This window comes from Heyndrickxia oleronia (assembly GCF_017809215.1).
Classification (GTDB): Bacteria; Bacillota; Bacilli; order Bacillales; family Bacillaceae_C; genus Heyndrickxia; species Heyndrickxia oleronia.
In genome coordinates this window covers 1,598,774-1,619,268 of record NZ_CP065424.1, presented here as the reverse complement: position 1 = coordinate 1,619,268, position 20,495 = coordinate 1,598,774, and the positions used below count along the sequence as shown (strand labels likewise).

The following is a 20,495-nucleotide window of genomic DNA, read 5'->3' as shown; positions in this document are numbered from 1 at the left end:
TCCCTAAGCCAAAGTATTAAATTTTTTAACGAAAACTTCCACCTAATTGTTGTTCAGCCATAGATACAAGGCGTTTTGTAATTTCACCACCAACTGATCCGTTAGCACGTGAAGTTGTATCTGCTCCAAGATTTACACCAAATTCTTGAGCAATTTCATATTTCATTTGATCTAATGCTTGTTCCGCTCCTGGTGCTAGTAATTGATTATTGTTTGGCATGTGTCTTCACCTCCTTGTGAGTATAGAGTGTGCGAAAACACAAACCTTCATACGGAATTTCTATTGGTAATTCTTCCTTTTTTATAAGGATTTTTCTAGAAAATTTCTATACCTCCCTAACTATTTACTCTATCGTCACATTAAACAAATTTATTCATGTGTTCGGCAATAAAAGAATGGTTACTTATCTAAAAAAACAATTATTTACCTAACTATCTGCTGCAGGTATAGTAATTTTTTTCCATCTCAATTGAAATATGTTAAAATAAATAAATATTAAAAATTTCTAGCGATCTAGTTGTAGTTCTTATGTAGAAAGAAGGAGTAAAATGATCAAAGGATTTCAATGGTTATTTAAACGACCACAACAAGATTTGGTTACATTTATTACTTTTATTATTGGCTTATTGATAATAAGTTTTGTAACAGCAAACATTAAATTAGGAGTAAACCAATGGTATTGGATCATTCCATTACTTGTTTTTTTGTTAATTCTCTATAAAATCATTGAAGAAGTTATAAGATACTTGTTTGTTAAGGGAAATAAAAAGGTAAACAGTGGATACTTTGTATTGGTAATAATAGTAATAGCATTCATCAACACACTTATTCAATAAAAAGATCATTATTGATGATAATACAAGTAATGTACCTTATTCAAACACTATAAAAAACAGATTTTTTACCGAAAATTATTAATGTCGATAAAAAATCTGTTTTTATTAAGGCTCTTTTATCCAATACTACCTTTAGCAAGAATAAAAATTTATTAAGAAATTTAGAGTAGATCCGCAAAATCCTCTATATCTTCTTTCACTTCCGTTGAAACATTAATCGTTTCTATATTTTGCAATGTTTCCTGAATAAGTGAATCAAAATCCACCTTACTTTCAAAATACTGCATTTTATCAAGTTTTGGTCGTGTTTTTGGTGCAGGAGGAGTAAAGATCGTACAACAATCCTCATACGGTAAGTTGGATATTTCAAATGTATCAATCTTTTGAGCAATATCAATAATTTCTATTTTATCCATTGAGACTAATGGACGAAGAATTGGCGTTGATGTTACATCATTAATTGCAATCATACTTTCTAAAGTTTGACTAGCTACCTGCCCCAAACTTTCTCCGGTTACGATAGCAAGACCACTGTTCTTGCGTCGTATTTCATCCGTAATTCTTAACATCATTCTTCTTGTTGCTGTCATTGAATAGCCTTCTGGAATTTCCTTATGGATAATCTCTTGAATTTTTGTAAATGGAACAATATGCATTTTTACATTCCCATTATAAGGGGCCATTTTTTTAGCAAGATCAATGGCTTTTTGCTTTGCACGTTCACTAGTAAAAGGTGGGCTATGGAAATGAACCGCCTCTATTTTCACACCGCGTTTCATTGTTAAATAACCTGCAACAGGACTATCTATTCCTCCAGATAGCATTAACATAGCCTTTCCAGAAGAACCCACTGGAAGACCACCTGCACCACGAATAATTTCACTTGATAAATAGACGCCATCCCTTCTGACATCAACAATCAGATTAATGTCGGGTTTCTTTACATTGACGTTAATTGAATCCATATTCATTAGAATATGTGAGCCAATCGCATGATTGATATCATTTGTATCGTATTGAAATGATTTATCCCCACGTCTTGTTGAAACCTTAAAAGTCATTCCTTCTTGATACAGCTGTTTAACAAGTGTTAAGCCTACATCTTTCATTTCATCAAGATTCTTTTCTGTTTTTACTGCTAAACTAAAGGACTGAATTCCAAAAACTTTTGAAAGTTCCTCCATTATTGGTTGACTATCATGCCCATTTAATAAAATGTACATTCGGTCATGCCCACCTTGAATGACAAGTCCTTTAAATTCCTTTAAGACACTGCGAATATTTCTTTTTAAATGGGTGATAAAATGGTTTCTATTTTTACCTTTTGTTGATAGTTCACCATATCGAATTAATATGCGGTCATATTTCACTGTGTATCCCTCATTACTTCATTCAATTTATTAATTATACTTTCTAACTTACTCATAAATATTTTTGCTTCATCCATCGTATTTTCATACGAAAGGCTAATACGAACTGCGCCTTCGGCTATATCCTCAGTCACCCCTATTGCTTGAAGTGTCCTACTGATTGATTTTTGCTTAGAAGAACATGCACTTGTCGTTGATACATAGATTTTTTCAGCCTCTAGTGCATGGACAACTACTTCTCCCCTTAATCCAATTGCAGAAAAATTAATAATATGGGGTGCAGAAACGGATGGGACTGTGTGAACCTTTATAGTTGGAAGCTTCGTTAAACTTGAAATTAAAAAATCTCTTATTGAAATCATTTCTTCAAGTTTTTGCTTCCGATTGGCTTCAGTTAATCTAAGCGCTTTTGCCATTGTGACAATTCCACCTACATTTTCTGTACCACTTCTTACTTTATTTTCTTGATTTCCTCCTGAAAATAACGGAGAAATTCGGACACCATTACGGATATAAAGAATTCCGCTCCCTTTCAAGCCATGAAATTTATGGGCAGAAATCGTACAAAAATCCACATGAGCTTGTTTTAAGTTTAACGGGACTTTTCCAATTCCTTGAACATGGTCAACATGAAACAAAATCTTAGAATATTCATTAAGAAGTTGGCCAATTTCCTCAATTGGTTGGATCGTACCCATTTCATTATTAACATGCATGATGGAGACCAGTATAGTTTCATCTTTAATGGCCGATTTGAGATCATCTAGCTCAACCTGTCCCTTTTGATTGACAGGTAAATAGGTAATGTCAAAACCTAATGAGCGCAATTGCTCACAAGCTTCATAAACAGATGGATGCTCAACCGTTGTCGTAATAATATGATTCCCACGAGAACGATACTGAAGAGCGGTCCCTTTAATCGCTAAATTATTCCCTTCTGTACCACCTGAAGTAAAATATATTTCATTATCCTTCACTTGTAAAAGTGAAGCGATTTGCTTTCTTGCCTGATGAACTAATGTTTCGACTTTTCCACCAAAATTATGAAGTGAAGAAGGATTTGCATAGTACTCTTGGGAAACTTTTGCAAATGCTTCAATTACTTCATTATAAGGTTTCGTTGTTGCACTATTATCAAAATAAATCATTCATTAACACCTTCATATTTAATATTCCAACAATGATAAATCATAACATAGGATGAGAAAAGCGCAAGTTCCTTGATTAGCTTCCACCATGATAACAAGGTCTTGGAACTATTTTTTCGATAAGGATTTTTTCCGTATAATTGGCAGCTCTTTTCTCAATAAACTAAAGCGGGTGAGGATGGTCTTCACCCTATATTTATTCGTGATAGCAACAAGATTTGAGAACAGAATCCTAATAAAAAACTACTTCCTACATTTTATGTCGTTTTAGTTTTAATCTCCCTAACACATTTCACCAAGGAAAATCTAGGATAACTCTTTTTTATAGATCTAGTATTATAACTGTGTTATCTAGAAGTAAAAAGACGAAAGCAACTCTGCCATCGTCCTAAATTTCTTCTTTAGTTATCATTTCCTCAATTTGTTTCAGTGCTCCCGGCTCTACACCTTCGATTGCTGAAGCGGCTTCTTCTAAAGCTGAATAGTAATCATAGCTTCTAAAATATTCCTCTGCTCTTTGTAAACCTTCTGCAAGGTTTCGATTTCTTGCACGGTAGCGGTTCCCATACTGTATGACTTTCTCGACTAACACGACTGTCTCAATCATTTCAACCGATTTATTATAGAAAACATCTACTGCTTCAATGGCGTTCTGCAAGAAATCTTGTATAGCCTTAATATTCAAAGGTTTTTCATTTAAGCTTTTAAAAACATCTTGAATATGTTTATTAACATCATCCATTAATTGTTTATAATCATCTGGAAGCCCTGGTATATTACTTTTGGTAATTAGCCTTGTTGCCTCATTCGTTTTTCTTCTTAATTCAGTAAGTTTATCACGTGCTTCTAATTCATCTTTTCGCAAGTTTTGTAAATGTAATGAGAAATCGTGTTGATCCTGGTTTAGCTTTTCTATCCCTTCACGTATTTCTCTTAAATCAGCACCAAGAATCGTAAATGCAGAATGGTCTTCTGTAATCTTAGTTTCAAGGACTTCAAATCTCTTCGTTAATTTTGTTAATTGTTTCTCCAGACTATAAGGCGTATTCAATTCTCCGTCTAATAATTGATAACTTTGTTGGACAAAATTAACTTCCTCTTTAATTTGCTCGTTTGATTCTTTTATTCTCTCTAATTGGTTCTTTGTTTCTTCACGATTTTTAATGATAAAATGCTTTTCATGAACCTCTTTTTCTAGCAATTCATATAATAGGTCTATTTTTTCCTTTTGTTCATATATTCCTGACTCAACTTCTTTAACTTCTGTTTTCACAAGAAGATCCGTATTGATCTCTAACGACTTTCTTAATTCTGCCAATTCTTTATCCATGTTTAGGTGATCCAATATGAAACCTTGGTCAATCATTTCTTTATATCCTTCTTCAATCTCATTTAATTGTGAAGGGATGATGTTAACCTCAGTAATTAAGTCTGGAATTTTTTCGATTTTTTCTGTAAGTGTTTGAATTTCATCCTTTAGCATGATGACTACTTCTCTTGCCTTCAAGTAATCACCATTTGCTGTAAGATCATTGTAAACAACAAATTGTTCCGATAAAGAGTCTAATTTCTTTTCTAATGCATCAATTGATGTTCCATATGTATGGCGCTGAATCAATAATGTCTTTTTTATTTTTTTATGCTCGGCACTGAGCTCCTCCATTTCAGCACGATTTGACTCCTCACTGCCGATCAATTCATTTAACTCCCCAAGAATTTTATCTATTTTCGCATCAATGTTTGTTAGAATGGCTTCTATTTTTTGATTCGACTCCTTTGCCAACTTAAAACGATATTTGTCCGTAAATTCCTCAGAATCAAACAGGTGATCTTCAATATCAGGTAGTTCTACAGCAACAATGTCATCCCAATTTTTTCTCCATCTTTCAAACATTTCCTCGGTTTCACCGGTCATGTTAAGCTGTTTTACTTTTCCTAGTTCGTCTATTACGGGACGATTCATAATTTCAATTTTCCAAGATTCAAGTCGATCAATTTCTTTATAAAATTTTTTCTTAATAATATAACCACTTACAAATATGATGAGAATAATTAAGATTGCGCCGATGACTAACTCCATCGTAAGCCTCCTGTTCCAACGTTCACTTATCTATTTTTAATAAATCAATTAATTAAATATGTAATGTAGTATTAATGATACCATGTAACGACAATTTTTGACTATTAAATTAAACATTTTTTACAATTTTCGTAGAGCTTTCTAGTTCATTTGTATGATTTATAAAAAAAAGAAGGATGGTCCAGTTATGTACTGAATCATCCTCTTAACGAACTAATACACCAATTCACTGGGAAAAGAGCGACAAACTATACGAAAACAGCCTATATTAGACAGGAATATTCAATCGACTATTCCTACTTACTAGTGATTCTTCAATCCACCTATCAAGATGCTGATAGTATTTTTCAACAAAGTATCGCTCATGAGGAGAAACATTCCAGACCTCACGTAAGTACTGCCCATTAAGAAATGGCATGGTTAACAAACTCCTTAGTTGAATAATCAAAAAATGAATATCTGAATTCGAAAATACTTTTCCTGCATTTATCTCTTCAATTAATTTTTTAATTAAATATCTTTCCTTCATGAAGTATGATGAGGTAATTTCTCTAACAATTTGAGAGTCAATGGATACCTCTCTCCAAACGAATCGTGCTAATAAATGATTGGTACTTTGAAAATATAAAATCTTGTAGATGGCTCTTTTTAAACAATTTTCTGGACGATCAAATTTTAATGATTGAACTTCTTCCTCAAAAAATGCCAGATAGGCTTCAAAAAAATGAATAAAGCATTTTTCCAGAAGGCCCTGTTTTCCGTCGAAATAATAGGATATATTTGCAGGATTCACCCTTGCTTTTTTTGCAATATCTCTCACCGATGTTCCCGAATATCCTTTAATATTAAATAATGATATGGCTGCATCAATAATCGAATCCTTTGTAGACATCTTCGCCATCTGATATCCCTCATTTCAATCATTTAACTTGAATCAATCATCTATTTATGCTAAAAGTAATTCAACTGTTTAATATACTATTTCTTGTTGATCCAAATATTTTCCTTTAAGAAAATATCGACAATATCCTGTATAATCAACGAGAATTTGTTGCTTTAAGTAAAAATTTGTTGAAATTGGGTGATGACTATGTTTCATACAACAGCCTATGAAGGTACACGAGATGAAAAATATCAATTAGTAAAGAAGCAACTTACTGCACTTATTGAAGATGAGTCTAATATGATTGCAAATTTAAGTAATGCAGCAGCCTTACTGAATCAGTTTTTAGATCGAATCAATTGGGTAGGTTTTTATTTAGTAGAGGGAAATGAGCTCGTATTAGGGCCATTTCAAGGACTCCCTGCATGTGTTCGGATACCTTTTGGGAAAGGTGTTTGTGGTACTGCGGTCAAAGAACGTAAAACTTTAAGGGTCGAGGATGTAAATCAATTCCCAGGCCATATTGCCTGTGACTCTGCTTCACAGTCAGAGATTGTCGTTCCAATTATAAAAAATAATGAAGTAATCGGTGTATTAGATATTGATAGTCCAGAAATCAATCGGTTCGATGAAGTTGATGAGATACATTTAAAAGAATTTGTTGACGCTTTAGTTAAACATTTATAAGTTAAATTGTTGATAGATGAAAAAAGGAGTTTTCCGTTACTGGAAAGCTCCTTTTCACACTACTTATTACCAATCTCTTGTACAACTACTTGATTCTTTCCCAACTCTTTTGCAAGGTATAAACCAATATCAGCCCGATTAAAAAGATTCGGCACCTGATCCTCTCTATTCCTCGTCCAATAGGAAACCCCACAAGAGATTGTCACTTGAGGATTTGTATTTTCATAGACAGCTTTCACTAATCTATTCGCTACACGAGCTCCTACTTCCAATGGTGCACCCGGAAGATAGATTGCTAGTTCTTCTCCTCCCCATCGTGCCCCAATATCAGTTTGACGAATATTTTGATTAATTAATTTTGCTACTTGTATTAAGATTTCATCACCAATTTGATGTCCATATGTATCATTGACTACCTTAAAATTGTCAATATCCAATAGGAGGAATGTTCCTTCTTCATCATTCTCCATGGATCGTTGGATTGTATCATTTAAATAGTTTTTTGCATATAGTTGTGTCAAATGATCTGTTATTACCATCTTTTCCAATTCCTCTCTTAACATTGAATTGGTGACAGCTAATGTTGAATGATGAATTAAAGACTGAAATAATTTAAACATATCAAATGTAAAATAATAAGGTTGTTCATTTAAAACAACACAGAACCCTTTAATGGTTTCCCCTTCAATCATAGGTACAGCCATTAAGGATGAATAAGGAGATAAATGTTCCATTTGCTTTTTAACATTACTAAAAATAATTGATTCCTTTCTTTTCATCATTACATCTGTAACAAAATCAAGATATGCCTTACCTTGGGATGTTGTAAAAAAATCATGACTTCCATCCAAAATCGTTCTTTTTTCTTCATTTAATAAAAAATATCCAGTAATATTTGTGTGAAATGATTTTAATATTTGTGAGTTAAGAAAATGTAAGGTTTCATCTAATCTTGCTGATGAATTTAATCGATGTGACGTCTCATTAATCAACTGTAGATCCTCAACTAATCGTTGAGATTGTTCATATAATTTAGCGTTTTCCAATGCACTTCCACCAGTATTTGCAAGTAAACGAATAAATTCTACTTCGCTATTTTGAAAAACAAAGGAAGAAAAGGTGACTACTTGCAATACACCATAAACACCTTGTTTACCGCTTAATGGGGCGTATAGCATCGTTTTTTGCTGAGGTTTTTCCACAATATTGGTTTCCCCATTTAGAAAGGATTTCATCACAGCTTCGTCTGCGTCATCGAATTGAATTTCTTTTATCGGTAAATTCTTATCATGTTTAGTATCATTCGACAATAGTAAAGTATATGTAAAGTGTGGAAAAACTCTTCTGAGTGTATTTATAATTTCATATAAAATTGCATCCACATCCATTGAATCGTGAAATGTTTCAGTCACTCTAAATAATTCTTTAAATTTCTTTTCCTCTTCCACAATACAAGAGATGCTTTCTAAAACACTAATAAATTTTCCACTCTCATATATAAAAGAAGTTTGGTGCGGGGCAATATATTTATTCAGACTATCTTCATTACTACATAAAAACAAACAGCCTACTTCTTGTCCCTTATATATAAAATTAAATGCTGAATTAAACCCTTTAAAAAGCATTCGATATTCCGCAAGCTTTTTTCGATCAACATAATTAGATTCACTAAACAAAGACTGTGTTATTTCTTTATTTATACAATTTGGATACTCAATCTCTTCATTTGAGTATGTATATTCCAAACAAAGCTGATTATTAATTTCCTTCTTTCTCTTATAAAAAACTGCTTTTCTGACTTCCAAACACTCTACAAGGATGGATATCCATTCAGTAATTCTTTTATCTTTAGGGGCTTCCATTAAATCAAATAGTCTAGATTTATAATATAATAAGAAATTTTGTACGCTTAGATTCATTTTTTATCACCTATAGAATCAATTTCAAATTTTAAATTTCAATAATAATCCTTAATACCTATTTATTTCCGGATTTCATCTAGTACTATTATACTATATTCTATTTTTTTTGCATTATCTTCTTAACAATTTATTATTAAGCTATTCAAGCTAACTTGACTTTCTAATTTATCCATCATATAATACTCTTTGTGTAAAATAATGCAGCCTTTGCGGACAACTTTATGATCGTATGTTGTTCCCGTTTTAGATTCTATTTCTAAAATGAGGTGTATCGCGTAACCCTCTGCTGCTAGGGCGATGGTACATGAAAACAATATACACTTAATTTTTGTTCACACCTGGTTTTTATTTTATACAAAATAAAAACAATGAAGGAGGAGTCTTAAATGGCTCGTTATACTGGTCCAAGTTGGAAATTATCACGTCGTCTTGGCATTTCTTTAAGCGGAACTGGTAAAGAACTAGAAAAACGCCCTTATGCACCAGGACAACATGGTCCAAACCAACGTAAAAAATTATCTGAATATGGTCTTCAATTACAAGAGAAGCAAAAGCTTCGCCATATGTATGGAGTAAATGAACGCCAATTCCATAACACTTACTTAAAAGCAGGAAAAATGCAAGGTAAGCACGGTGAAAACTTCATGATTCTTCTTGAATCACGTTTAGATAACCTTGTATATCGTCTAGGTTTAGCACGTACTCGTCGTCAAGCACGTCAGCTTGTTAACCACGGTCATATTCTTGTTAATGGTAAGCGTGTTGATATTCCATCTTACCGCGTAGCACCTGGTCAAACAATTGGTGTTCGTGAAAAATCTAACAATTTATCTATCATCAAAGAAGCAATCGAAGTTAATAACTTCGTACCTGAATACCTTACTTTTGATGCAGATAAACTTGAAGGTACTTTCACTCGTTTACCAGAACGTTCTGAATTACCAGCAGAAATTAACGAATCATTCATCGTTGAGTTCTACTCTCGTTAATAGTAATTTTAAAAGCCTAGAAAACATTGATTTATCAATGTTTTCTAGGCTTTTTGTATTTTTTAGGTTTGTAGAATATGTATTCTCATGTAAATGATTGGAGGACTTTTCGGGCTGCCTTTTCTAATAAGTGGATAGATGAGATCCATTTATTTTATACTGCTTTTCTTCTTATTCTAGAACATTAAGAATAAAGCATGTGGTCCATTATCCCGAGATGGTCATGAATCATTGAAACTAAGAGTTAATAATGTAGTAGGTGTTATTGGATCTATAAATGCGATAAAGATTTTAATAAATGGAGAAACAAAATAAACCGTCCACGCGGGCGGTTTTAATCTAAAATCTTAATTTCTATAACATCGGTGAAATTTATATACTCAAATTCAGATTTCATTGTCTTTATCTTAATTTGCTTGGATAAAGGATCTAATTTAATTACTCTTCCAATACTATTTTTTATAAAACCCTGATCAAATATACTGAATTCCAGCAGCAACTTATATTCTTGTGCATACTTTATCCGTTCTTCAAACTCCTGAACCTGGTATTCATCAATCATTGGTCTACTTTGTCTATTTAGATCCACTTTCATATCCTTTAACATCTTGATATGTTCGGGGAGCATAAGTGATACCCATTTCTTATTACCTCTGTCACGAATCATGCTTTATGCCCCCCAACAAGTGCTGAACGTTTCAGTGATGTTCCAGCTTCAGTAAAAGATACAGCTCTCAATAATGCTGCGGAACCAAAGCGATCCCTTATTTTATCTACAACATAACCTAAGTCATGTAATTTCAATTTATCAGGCTCAAATAAATTTAATTGTAATGTCACATCATCTGTGATTTTTGAAAGTGTTATTGATATTTGACGTACACTTTTCCCCTCATAAAATTGATGAAAAAGCTTTAAACACTCATTATAAATATCCATTGTAACATTAGTTGGTTCATCAATAGTATGTGATCGATGGAATCCCCCTCCAAAATCAGAGTCACTGTATCCAATGCCTAAGCTTATTGTCCGTCCTGCCTTTTTAGCAGATCGCGCCCTACGTGCAACTTCCTCGCACATTTCCAATATTACCGCCTTAATTTCATGCTCCTCTTTATAGTCACGAAGGAGTATTTGTCCTTTTCCATAACTTATTTGCCCTTGTAAAAGTGGTGCGCCTAGATCAGATAAATCTACTCCCCAGGCATGATGATAAAGTTGGTTTCCAATTATTCCAAATTTCTTTTCTAACATTTCCAAAGGATACTTTGCTAATTGTCCTACATTAAAAATCCCCATTCTATTTAAATTTCTTTCCATTCTCCTCCCTATCCCCCACATTTCACTTAACGGAGACACTGGCCATAGTTTGGTTGGGATATCTTCGTAGGTCCATACAGCAATACCACTTGGTACTTTTTTAGATTCTAAATCTAAGGCTAATTTTGCCATAAGCATATTAGGTCCAATACCAATAGTGCAGGGCAAACCAAAATTTTTGTAAATCTCATCTTTGATCATCTGTGCAATTGTATAAGCATTACCAAAAAGATTTTTCAAGCCATCGACCTTAATAAAGCTTTCATCAACAGAATAAACATGAATATCTTCCATTGGAGCATACCTATTAAAGATTTTTATGATTTCTGTAGATATTTTTAAATATGAAGACATTTTAGCCTCTTCTATTATAATTCGCTTATCATCCGGAATATTAAAAAGCCTAGAAGATGCTGATTTAACACCAAATTCTTTTTTTAATCGTGGTGAGGCAGCAAGCACAATACTACCAGGTTGCTCTTTGTTACCAACTACAGCAAGATAACATGTCATTGGATCCAATCCTCTCATTACGGCGCTGCAGCTAGCGTAAAACGACTTCATATCGATACAAAGAATTTGATTATGTGGAAGTTCATCGTAATTAATCATTATTAAGCCCCTTTTCTAAGATGTTTTCTAACAGGGCCAATCGATAAAATGTTACTCATACTAAATGTGCGAATCTGGTTTCTTGTATAGCAATATGCACGAAAATAATTTTCTCCAACTTTCTTCACTTTGATAATACGTTGAGTGATCTCACCTTCATTGGACAGATAAATCATTTCAAGCCTTTCACCAGCAGTTGAAGCTTTATGAAGTAACCCTTTCATCGATTGTCCCTCCTATTTTCTAATGATGGGCAGTTGATATCTGCAATATATCCATAAAAGGAATCTTTATTGTTTCCATTTTACTTTCCACATGTATTAATTTTGTTGAAGTGATGGTGCCTTACGTTTGTTGAACTTCTCCTTTCTCCCACACTGTAAGGTTAACTAAAGTTTTGTCTTGAAATGCTTCAGCAAGCATACTCCCTAATTCCTCTAATTCAAATTCATCGCGAGTAGGTCTTTGAGGTTTAGTTTTTTTTAGGAATTTTTACCCCATTATTTATTACCTCTATATAATACGAACTATTGTTCTTATTATATGCGAACAACTGTTCTTTATTCAATGTTTTTTACTGGAAAATAAATAGAAATTATTTGGGAGTAATGGTATAAATTTTTATAGATACCAAGTAAATAGGAGTAGACGAAAGAGATATGCATTTAATCGAAAAGAAAGATTATTTCAGTGCCAATATGACTCAAAGACCATTAGATGTTAACTTTTCATATACATCAACTAAAGAAAATAAGTTTATAGGTTTCAAGAGAATATTGTTTAAATAGTTTACAATCAAATAAAAGTTAATGTAAAAAAGAGGTCAAATTTCTATAATAAAGGGAATAGTGAAACTCAAATATTATTTTCAGCAATACTTTATAAAAATTTATCACAACGATAGGATGTGGGTATTTTGTCAAACCATATAAGGATACGAGCTGGGGCAATAATTATTAAAGATGATTTAGTTTTATTAACAGAATATAATGACCCGATTAGAGGACTTGTTTATGATTTCCCTGCTGGTGGGGTGGAACCAAAAGAATCAATTATAGAAGCAGTAAAAAGGGAAGCTAAGGAAGAGGCGAGTGTTAACGTAGAAGTAGGTCCATTAGCTTTCGCTTATGAATATGTACCGCACCTTAATAACAATAAATTTGGTAAAACTCATACATTAGTAATGATGTTTGATTGTGTTATCAAAAAAGGTTCCTTCCCTAAACTACCTGAAATTCCCGACCCTAATCAGACTGGTGTTAAATGGATACCACTAGCAGAATTAGAGAAAATAGAACTTTATGCAAATATACAAAGCCAATTAAAGAACTATACCTTTCACAAACGAAATATTGATTTAATTCAAGAACACAACATTAAATACGAAGCCGATTGATAAAAAATACATATGTTGAATTACAAATTTCATTTTATGACTGAGCGCCCATGTTGGTCTTATTGTATGTATTGCAATAAATTCTTTATAGTTAGTACATATAAATCTGAAACATAATCGGCTTATTGGAACTGTTTGTTTATTGGAGTAACATTGGGCTTATAAACATCTTTTCAACTTAACACAAGAATAATACGGTATAGGGTTATAGAGTATTTGTCTTACTAAAAATGGGTAGTAGTGCTAGTACATATGACCAGGCCACATTATACATAGCGAATATAATAATTTTGAAAAAATTAATAAGGAGGAATTTTAAAATGGAAAGAAGGCGAAATAACAATACAAATGTTGATGTTGACACAGATATTGACAATCGTTTAAGAAATGAATCCGAATCAGAGGCTGAGTCAAATGTACGCAACTTTGATAGAAATACCAATATAGCTCGTGCAACAGTAACGAACTCAGGTAATTCAAGAGTAGATGTTCGTTTAAACAGCAGAAGTAATTCGAACGTTAGAGCTGAACAAGAACAAGAAAACGACCAGGATCAAGACCTTGATATTGATATTGATGTTGATGTTGAAGAGAGACGTAGACGTAGAGAATTCGATGAAAGTTTTTAACTTTTTACCATGGATGGAGTTTTTAACTTCATCCTTTTACAATACAGGTTAAAAAAATGTACGTTAAAGGGTGCTTTCGCTTGAATTACTGGCAAAGCTTTTTTTATTTTAGCATAGGTTTATCAATTACTAACTAACTAACTTTAATTAAACTACGTGGGCAAGAGTTAAAGAAGATTAAGTCGCTACGGAGATTTTTTTTGTTTCCCAAACGGGGTAGGTTAGCTTCATAATTTCCCCTCTATTCTTTATATATTCTTTCCTTTCAAGCGATATTGATTAATAAGAATAATTTATAAAAACATGTAAAAGACGCTGAAAACCCTTAAAGCCAGCGTCCGTTTTTTTTTCTAAAAAGTTTTCATTCAATAGGAGTGAGAGCATTGGAACTTATATTAAAGAGGGTAATTGTTAAGGGATATTTTATTGATATTAAGAAAAGGATAATAAAAAAATAATCCGACCAACGGAATTTTATACCTATCATTCTCTGTTTTATTTATAGGTATATTTGTTAATGAGACATCATCAATTCTTTTTGAAATCTTTAAAAACTCTGGTCATGTTACCACTTTCATTTTTAAAATGAATTCCCCACTGTTAATCGGTTTTATCAGTGTTGTAATTTTTATTTTTTCAATCATTTCTTGGATAATACAAAAAGTTAAAAGTTTATTAATCTTTATTGATCCCAAAGAAATCATTTCATTGGGCATTACTAATAATAAGCTTTGTTATCAATAGTTTATTTTATATTTTACAATGATAAATTAAATAATCTTTCCAGGTGGATGATATGTGGAGTAGCATAAGGTTATTTTATTGAACATTGTGGATACTTTAGCATTTTTATTGTTTAAATTGGAGATGTAAATTGATGAATGAGATTATCCAGTTATTAAATCAATATGGATATATTGTTTTGTTCTTATCACTTTTGTTGGAACTTATAATCGTCCCTATTCCTAATGAAGCATTAATGAGTTATGTAGGTGTTCTTTGCTATCAAGGGAAAATGAATATCATTCTTTCCATTCTCTTTGCAGGGGTTGGTGGCGTGGTGGGAGCTACTATATCTTATTGGATAGGATATAAACTTGGAGTTCCGTTTTTCAGGAAATTTGGTCACTATTTTCACATGGGCCCAGAAAAAATGGAAAGAATGTCCAAGTGGTATGGGAAGTATGGAAAAGTTTTGCTAATTATTTCTTATTTTATTCCTGGAGTCAGACATATTGCCAGTATTATTACTGGTGTGATTAAGCTACCATTTGTTTCATTTTGTATCTTCTCCTATATTGGAGTTTTTCTTTGGGTAGGGACATTCATAGCTCTGGGGAATGTTTTCGGGCCTCAATGGGATCAATATCAAGGGGAAATAAAAAAATGGGTAGTATTGTTCAGTATCGTAATCGGTTTTTTTGCACTTATCTATTTTATATTTAGAACAAATAGAAATTATATTAAAGAATCGATAGTTCTACTACATCAGGCTGCTTTTAGAAGGTTTAAAAGTTTTTTAAAAATAAAGTTTTTAATTTTGGTCATCTTCATTTTATTTATCACCTTTTTTACATTAATGGTTGGACTAATTCAAGATCTTATCAGTAATGAATTTGGCCATTTAAACATCATAGTAAATACCCTTATTTTTACAATATTTAATATTCATTGGCATTGGATAATGTATTCTTTATTTTCCCTTTCATCTTGGAAGGTCTTGGGTGCAATTGCACTATTAACAATAGTTGTAATCTTTATTAATAGAAAAAATAAATGGCTTGAGTTGACCTTTTTTGTTTCAACATTAATTGGGGGGGTTCTTTTTTCAAAAGGAATTCGATGGATATTTCATTACATGCTTAGTAAAAATAATATCAGTCCTGATTTTCCAAATAGTGAAGCAGCGCTTTTTCTGATGACCTTTGCTTTTTTCTTTATTATGATGATGCGCCATAGCAGAAATTATTTTTATATAGGTGCAATGTTTTTTGTGTTTATCTTTATTTTAGCCGCGTATTTTATTAGTGGAATTTATGTTCATCATCTCAAACCAAGTGATTTATTAGCAGGTTATGTTTTTAGCGCAGTTTGGGTAACTGGTATGGTATTTACAATGGAGATGTTCCGTCTAATATCTCTAATAAAAAGCGATTTAACTAAAGATAAATGATGTGAAAATACAAATTCTTATTTTATATTGATATATAATCCGTTGTTCAATCTAATAATTTAACTTTGTTATTAAGTTTGCGAAAAAATGTACTTAAACTGGAAGGGGCGTTAGTTAAATAAGAAAAAGCCCCTCTCTATTGAGAAGAGCTCATTTTTTTGTTCAATTAATTTATTATTTAACTCTCAATACTTGTCCTACATAAATTGTATAATTCGCATCAAGACCATTCCAATCACGTATCTGCTGAATAGTGCTTCCATACTGTCTACTTAGTGAATATACTGTATCACCCGCAATAACAGTGTGATAAACTGCCCCACTCTTCTTTTGTAAATTAAAAGCCTTAGCTAAGCCATTCACATGACCACGAGCTACATCTGTTATCCAAGAATCACTTTTCATTTTTGCCGCGTCATTAGCATTATCAATAAATCCATTTTCAGTTAAAAGAGCAGGCATATTAGATTCACGTAGTACATGAAGGTTACTTTGTTTTTTCCCTCTATCCGATAATTGATTAAGTTTCATTACTTCATTATGAATAGTAGATTGATAAGTAGTTGTCGGAGTACCTACTCCAGGATAAACAAAGCTTTCAAATCCAGTTCCACCCCCAGCATTAATATGAATGGACAAGAAATAGTTAGCTCCCCATGAATTAGCTGCATTTGTACGGTCACTTAATGTTGGATACGTATCCCCTGTTCTAGACATAAGAATAGATACATCGCTGTACTCATTTAAGAGAAAATCCCTTATTTTTGTAGCAATCTTTAAAGTAATATCCTTTTCTTGAATCCCATTACCTACTGCACCTGGATCACTACCACCATGACCTGGATCTAAAAATAATTTAAACATTTAGCATCTACTCCTTTAATATATAAAATGATTTTCCTTACTATTTGGTACAGGCTATCTGACAAAAAAATTGATTGATTACTTAGTAACCCTCTAACTTTTAAAACTTCTCTTTGTTTCTTTCCTTTTGCCGTAAGTTTTTGAACCAAACAATTGAAGCAGTAAATCCACCTGATAATAATACTGTTTGTTCTTCCTCTGTTTCTGGTATTTCATAAAGTCCGAATCCCTCTAGAAACTAATTCACTAAAATAGCCAATATGACATTACCTTTATCCATTGATCTCACCTCCTTTCAAGCAATAAAAAAAGACGATTACTCTTTGAATGGTAATCGCTCCTCCATGTCATCTAATTTTGTTATAATGATGTCGTACTTTGTACTAAACCTTTTAATGATTTCATTCTGATCATCAATCGTTTGATATAATTGTTTTTCTCTTTCTTGGCTTTCCTTTCTTGAAGAATAAAAAAGCCAAACAAATAGGACCGCAAAGGGTCCTTGTGTTAGGAAATATTGTGCTAAACTTGCATCCATATGTTATCACCACCTATATAAAAAAAAGCCTTGATCGATTCAAAGCGTTGCTGAGGTCTTGGTGTATGTCTTAGCCTGGTATGATTCACATTTAGTGAGAGATGCACTAATTACCATTCCAAATAACAAAGTTTAAGTAGCGCCAATACATGACCCGCCTCCATATAAAAAAGCACCCAATATTTTGGATGCTTTAAATTTCTATATGACTAAAACACGGGTAAGGATTTGCACCTTACATGAAACTAGGTTTAAAGGGAGAACACCATAATATATACATATAGCGTTAGTTTCTTATCCCCCTTGCCAAGCGTCTACCTATTCCGCCACCGTGCAATTACATTATCTTTTCTTCACTAATATATTACATTGGACGCCAAGAATACCATTCCTTAGTTGCTGCATTAGTTCTTCGCATTTGTAATCCCCCAGAGTTTGTATTCTGGTTATATGGAATACCCAGTTGCATTGCATTTGCGTCACTATGACGAATGTGCAATACTGCCCAACTATTATTAGCATTTGGTACGCCAGCAGCATTTCTATCACACCAATATATTCCTGAATCTTCTAGGGAATTTAGGTCTTTAACAACTTTTACTGTTCGAGAAAACATACCTACAGAATTAGTTGTATCATCAAGTTTCTTTTTCACTTCACCGATATCTTCATGAATATTCGCAAGATCTATATCTCTAGGGATTTGCATTTCCTTAGAAAAATATAAGAAATCCGGAACAGGTCTTTCAGTAAAACCTTTATCGTCGATAGGTGTATTTAATAAATGTCCTCGAATAACAGTTTCTGTAGAACCACCACCATCAAGCATATAGGCAAACTGTACATTTTTCGCTAAAAGAATACGAATGACATCCTTATCAAACATTCCTGCTTGGTCTGGTTTTCTCCCTTCACAAGTAAAAAACACCAGGTCTTTATTGGCCATTTGTCCAATGACTTGTCTAGGATTTCTTACAGAACCATTTGCGTTCGTATCAAGTATACTCTGTGGTACAGCAACTCCATTAGTAATTAACGGAGTGAAAGCTGTCAATGCATTCACACAACCACTATTTAGCATTTCTTGAGCGGAAGTACCAGGATTAAAATATGTTAGAGTATTATCGGCTTTAATTCCTAAAGTATATCTTTGAAGTGTTTTATTCTCATTAAGAATCTGTGAATTAAAGATATGAGTACCAGTAATTTCCTTAGTTGTCGTATTGAAAATTGAAGCATTCACAGCAAAAGTAACTCTATTATCATTAGCAAATTTCCTCACAGAAATAGCCTTATTATCTTCAGTAGTTGCAGGTGCAAAACCTCTTTTTAATTTAATTAAGTTTCCATCTGAATCCTTATTTTTCACCGTTGTTATCCAATAGTCTGTCCCAGACTCTTTATCTCTGTCTTTTACAACTTTAATGTCTTGTACAAATGCAGAGTTATTAAGTATTGTGTTTCCATCCTCTTGTTGTAGTTCAGTAGTATAGGTTTCCATAATTATCTCTCTCCTTGTTGTGATTAATATTATCCGTATTATCTAGTAATCTATTTTTTAATTTATTTCATAACATCACCCCCTTTAGGCATAAAAAAAACACCCAATACTTTGGATGCTTTCCCTTTTTATATTCCCTTTTCCTTTAGAACAACAGCTTTTAAAAACCAACGATCTTGCTTCATTTCTTTAATGAGTATTATTTTCCCATTGCCCAAAATTCTTTTAATATTTTACTCTTGTCATTTCTTAGGGATTATAAACAATGTAACCTGAAATGGAGTAAAAAGAAAAGGAACCAACGATTGCTGGCTCCTTGATAAATTGTCTATGATATAAATTTATCACATAAATCCCCTTTTGTTCTGTCGTTTTCCTGCCATAGTTCTGCCATTATATATTTTTAAATTCATTTCAAAAAGCAATGAATATTAATGTAAGAATATATTGTTCGCATTAACTCTGATCTTACTTCATTCGCATGACGATATATTATTATATATTTTTTGACTTTATCTCAAATAGGTGTACCTGTAACAGAAAGTAGATAAATTAGGTTTGTTCATGCCTATGATAAGAAATATCTCTTTTATAAACTTCTAATCGTAAGGCAAATGCCAATTTATAAATAGCTCTTGATTTAATTCTGTGGTAAGTTCTTTCGCTTAAATTCATGTTGTTGTAAACCTCATAATCATAAACATCATCTTCGGTCATATATCGATCTATTAAAATGGCTCTTTCTTTATACCCAAGGCGATTCACAGCCATACTAATGCGTCTAATGTATTCACTTCTTTCCCTTTCATAATCAGCATTGGCAACAGCAGCATCTTCTGTTGAAGAATAAAATTTATTTGTTTTTGCAGGCGGTACAATTGAGAAATCTTGAGTTACTCTCGGTAAACGATCTAATTCTTGAGTAAGAAGCATAATACGGTATTTTTCTAATGCTTTTTCTACATTTTTCTTTGTTTCTACGCGATTAATTTGATCTAATTGAAAATCTAACTGTTTCATTTTATCACCCTCGACCTTCTACTTTCTACGGATTGCTCCACCTCTACCACGTCTATAAGTATCTCGATTCACTCCCATAAGATCTTTTATCTCATCATCAGATAAACTGTCTAATTTCCGCCTTCTGTTCGTCTCATGCTCTTTTCTAATCAAAACCTTATGTTGTTTTTCCCATTGATTTAGTTGTTCTTTAAATGATTTATTCATTTTTTCATCCCCTTTTAAACAAATAAAAAAGGACACGATACGGCAGCATAAAAAGTTGTCGTTTCGTGTCCTCACGCTTTCGGTCTTGGACTCTTCTATTTCCTCATAATCTTTATCATGAATGAAAGGTACAATCAATTTAGTATTTTCTTCTGTTAAGAAAGAAATCACCCTTGAATATAATGAATGATATCTCTAAGATTACTGGTGCAATACAATTAATTGGGACGCTATTACCTTTTTTAAAAAGTCTTTTCTCTAACATTGTTGCTATTTAAGTAAAGCTATAACTAATAATTATTAACTGAGGATCGCTACA

Annotated in this window: 20 protein-coding genes and 1 pseudogene; 6 read left to right on the top strand and 15 right to left on the bottom strand. The window is 32.6% G+C overall.

Translation table 11 applies throughout. From position 1 onward, the window contains the following. Window positions 1-25: 25 nt before the first annotated feature. Window positions 26-220, bottom strand: a complete 195-nt coding sequence (locus I5818_RS08110) for an alpha/beta-type small acid-soluble spore protein (RefSeq protein ID WP_058006052.1) — start codon at window positions 218-220, stop codon at window positions 26-28. A 329-nt stretch (window positions 221-549) separates the two neighbouring features. Here I5818_RS08110 and I5818_RS08105 point away from each other — a divergent pair, with 329 nt between their 5' ends. Further along, entirely contained in the window at window positions 550-837 is a 288-nt protein-coding gene (locus I5818_RS08105; RefSeq protein WP_058006053.1) for a hypothetical protein, read from the top strand. A 161-nt stretch (window positions 838-998) separates the two neighbouring features. On the opposite strand, the gene thiI is transcribed toward I5818_RS08105, so the two are convergent. The 4 genes from thiI to refZ all read right to left on the bottom strand — a co-directional run bounded on the left by thiI (window position 999) and on the right by refZ (window position 6,336). Then, window positions 999-2,207 carry a tRNA uracil 4-sulfurtransferase ThiI gene (gene thiI, locus I5818_RS08100; RefSeq protein ID WP_078111128.1) on the bottom strand — a complete coding sequence of 403 codons (1,209 nt, stop codon included), beginning with the start codon at window positions 2,205-2,207 and terminating at the stop codon, window positions 999-1,001. Continuing rightward, window positions 2,204-3,355, bottom strand: coding sequence for a cysteine desulfurase family protein (locus I5818_RS08095; protein ID WP_071976958.1), 1,152 nt, complete (start codon window positions 3,353-3,355; stop codon window positions 2,204-2,206). The genes thiI and I5818_RS08095 overlap by 4 nt, the downstream gene beginning before the upstream one ends. A 388-nt stretch (window positions 3,356-3,743) precedes the next feature. Further along, window positions 3,744-5,435, bottom strand: coding sequence for a septation ring formation regulator EzrA (ezrA, locus tag I5818_RS08090; protein WP_078111129.1), 1,692 nt, complete (start codon window positions 5,433-5,435; stop codon window positions 3,744-3,746). Window positions 5,436-5,703: 268 nt separating this feature from the next. Further along, entirely contained in the window at window positions 5,704-6,336 is a 633-nt protein-coding gene (gene refZ, locus I5818_RS08085; RefSeq protein ID WP_058006057.1) for a forespore capture DNA-binding protein RefZ, read from the bottom strand. A gap of 189 nt (window positions 6,337-6,525) precedes the next feature. On the opposite strand from refZ, the gene I5818_RS08080 reads away from it, so the two are divergent. Then, a complete protein-coding gene (locus tag I5818_RS08080) occupies window positions 6,526-7,005 on the top strand; it encodes a GAF domain-containing protein (protein WP_058006058.1) in 480 nt (159 codons plus the stop codon). Between the two features lie 59 nt (window positions 7,006-7,064). Here I5818_RS08080 and I5818_RS08075 read toward each other — a convergent pair whose 3' ends face one another. Next, window positions 7,065-8,924: a sensor domain-containing diguanylate cyclase gene (locus tag I5818_RS08075; protein WP_209391888.1), complete on the bottom strand. Its 1,860-nt coding sequence runs from the start codon at window positions 8,922-8,924 to the stop codon at window positions 7,065-7,067. A gap of 389 nt (window positions 8,925-9,313) precedes the next feature. Here I5818_RS08075 and rpsD point away from each other — a divergent pair, with 389 nt between their 5' ends. Further along, entirely contained in the window at window positions 9,314-9,916 is a 603-nt protein-coding gene (gene rpsD, locus I5818_RS08070; RefSeq protein WP_058006060.1) for a 30S ribosomal protein S4, read from the top strand. A 334-nt stretch (window positions 9,917-10,250) separates the two neighbouring features. Here rpsD and I5818_RS08065 read toward each other — a convergent pair whose 3' ends face one another. From I5818_RS08065 to I5818_RS26370, 4 genes and pseudogenes are all read right to left on the bottom strand, one after another. After that, entirely contained in the window at window positions 10,251-10,583 is a 333-nt protein-coding gene (locus I5818_RS08065; RefSeq protein ID WP_058006061.1) for a YolD-like family protein, read from the bottom strand. Continuing rightward, window positions 10,580-11,848, bottom strand: a complete 1,269-nt coding sequence (locus I5818_RS08060; protein ID WP_058006062.1) for a Y-family DNA polymerase — start codon at window positions 11,846-11,848, stop codon at window positions 10,580-10,582. Before I5818_RS08060 ends, I5818_RS08065 begins: the two co-directional genes overlap by 4 nt. Window positions 11,849-11,850: 2 nt before the next feature. Next, on the bottom strand, window positions 11,851-12,072 hold the full coding sequence (locus I5818_RS08055; protein WP_058006063.1) for a WYL domain-containing protein: 222 nt from the start codon (window positions 12,070-12,072) through the stop codon (window positions 11,851-11,853). A 121-nt stretch (window positions 12,073-12,193) separates the two neighbouring features. Next, window positions 12,194-12,319: pseudogene (locus I5818_RS26370) on the bottom strand (YolD-like family protein); the annotation flags it as partial. Window positions 12,320-12,764: 445 nt separating this feature from the next. On the opposite strand from I5818_RS26370, the gene I5818_RS08045 reads away from it, so the two are divergent. The 3 genes from I5818_RS08045 (at window position 12,765) to I5818_RS08035 (ending at window position 16,046) form a co-directional block, all read left to right on the top strand. Next, window positions 12,765-13,244, top strand: a complete 480-nt coding sequence (locus I5818_RS08045; protein ID WP_071976953.1) for an NUDIX domain-containing protein — start codon at window positions 12,765-12,767, stop codon at window positions 13,242-13,244. Between the two features lie 320 nt (window positions 13,245-13,564). Then, window positions 13,565-13,873, top strand: coding sequence for a hypothetical protein (locus tag I5818_RS08040; protein WP_071976952.1), 309 nt, complete (start codon window positions 13,565-13,567; stop codon window positions 13,871-13,873). An 877-nt stretch (window positions 13,874-14,750) separates the two neighbouring features. Further along, window positions 14,751-16,046: a VTT domain-containing protein gene (locus I5818_RS08035; RefSeq protein WP_078109359.1), complete on the top strand. Its 1,296-nt coding sequence runs from the start codon at window positions 14,751-14,753 to the stop codon at window positions 16,044-16,046. Between the two features lie 174 nt (window positions 16,047-16,220). Here the strand turns inward: I5818_RS08035 and I5818_RS08030 are convergent, their stop codons facing one another. From I5818_RS08030 to I5818_RS08010, 5 genes are all read right to left on the bottom strand, one after another. Further along, complete coding sequence (locus I5818_RS08030; protein WP_058006916.1) at window positions 16,221-16,910, bottom strand: N-acetylmuramoyl-L-alanine amidase; 690 nt, start codon at window positions 16,908-16,910, stop codon at window positions 16,221-16,223. 316 nt (window positions 16,911-17,226) lie between these two features. After that, complete coding sequence (locus I5818_RS08025) at window positions 17,227-17,448, bottom strand: BhlA/UviB family holin-like peptide (RefSeq protein ID WP_058006917.1); 222 nt, start codon at window positions 17,446-17,448, stop codon at window positions 17,227-17,229. Window positions 17,449-17,812: 364 nt separating this feature from the next. Continuing rightward, window positions 17,813-18,949 carry a phosphodiester glycosidase family protein gene (locus tag I5818_RS08020; protein ID WP_071976948.1) on the bottom strand — a complete coding sequence of 379 codons (1,137 nt, stop codon included), beginning with the start codon at window positions 18,947-18,949 and terminating at the stop codon, window positions 17,813-17,815. Between the two features lie 552 nt (window positions 18,950-19,501). Continuing rightward, window positions 19,502-19,969 carry an ArpU family phage packaging/lysis transcriptional regulator gene (locus I5818_RS08015; RefSeq protein ID WP_058006919.1) on the bottom strand — a complete coding sequence of 156 codons (468 nt, stop codon included), beginning with the start codon at window positions 19,967-19,969 and terminating at the stop codon, window positions 19,502-19,504. An 18-nt stretch (window positions 19,970-19,987) separates the two neighbouring features. Further along, window positions 19,988-20,176 carry a hypothetical protein gene (locus I5818_RS08010; protein WP_071976946.1) on the bottom strand — a complete coding sequence of 63 codons (189 nt, stop codon included), beginning with the start codon at window positions 20,174-20,176 and terminating at the stop codon, window positions 19,988-19,990. Window positions 20,177-20,495: the final 319 nt, after the last annotated feature.

Coding starts and splice junctions, on each gene's coding strand:
- I5818_RS08075 (WP_209391888.1), bottom strand. CDS start 8,924: ATGAATCTAAGCGTACAAAATTTCTTATTATATTATAAATCTAGACTA.
- refZ (WP_058006057.1), bottom strand. CDS start 6,336: ATGGCGAAGATGTCTACAAAGGATTCGATTATTGATGCAGCCATATCA.
- I5818_RS08105 (WP_058006053.1), top strand. CDS start 550: ATGATCAAAGGATTTCAATGGTTATTTAAACGACCACAACAAGATTTG.
- I5818_RS08080 (WP_058006058.1), top strand. CDS start 6,526: ATGTTTCATACAACAGCCTATGAAGGTACACGAGATGAAAAATATCAA.
- I5818_RS08010 (WP_071976946.1), bottom strand. CDS start 20,176: ATGAATAAATCATTTAAAGAACAACTAAATCAATGGGAAAAACAACAT.
- I5818_RS08095 (WP_071976958.1), bottom strand. CDS start 3,355: ATGATTTATTTTGATAATAGTGCAACAACGAAACCTTATAATGAAGTA.
- I5818_RS08055 (WP_058006063.1), bottom strand. CDS start 12,072: ATGAAAGGGTTACTTCATAAAGCTTCAACTGCTGGTGAAAGGCTTGAA.
- I5818_RS08040 (WP_071976952.1), top strand. CDS start 13,565: ATGGAAAGAAGGCGAAATAACAATACAAATGTTGATGTTGACACAGAT.
- I5818_RS08030 (WP_058006916.1), bottom strand. CDS start 16,910: ATGTTTAAATTATTTTTAGATCCAGGTCATGGTGGTAGTGATCCAGGT.
- I5818_RS08060 (WP_058006062.1), bottom strand. CDS start 11,848: ATGATTAATTACGATGAACTTCCACATAATCAAATTCTTTGTATCGAT.
- ezrA (WP_078111129.1), bottom strand. CDS start 5,435: ATGGAGTTAGTCATCGGCGCAATCTTAATTATTCTCATCATATTTGTA.
- I5818_RS08110 (WP_058006052.1), bottom strand. CDS start 220: ATGCCAAACAATAATCAATTACTAGCACCAGGAGCGGAACAAGCATTA.
- I5818_RS08025 (WP_058006917.1), bottom strand. CDS start 17,448: ATGGATGCAAGTTTAGCACAATATTTCCTAACACAAGGACCCTTTGCG.
- rpsD (WP_058006060.1), top strand. CDS start 9,314: ATGGCTCGTTATACTGGTCCAAGTTGGAAATTATCACGTCGTCTTGGC.
- I5818_RS08065 (WP_058006061.1), bottom strand. CDS start 10,583: ATGATTCGTGACAGAGGTAATAAGAAATGGGTATCACTTATGCTCCCC.
- I5818_RS08035 (WP_078109359.1), top strand. CDS start 14,751: ATGAATGAGATTATCCAGTTATTAAATCAATATGGATATATTGTTTTG.
- I5818_RS08015 (WP_058006919.1), bottom strand. CDS start 19,969: ATGAAACAGTTAGATTTTCAATTAGATCAAATTAATCGCGTAGAAACA.
- I5818_RS08020 (WP_071976948.1), bottom strand. CDS start 18,949: ATGGAAACCTATACTACTGAACTACAACAAGAGGATGGAAACACAATA.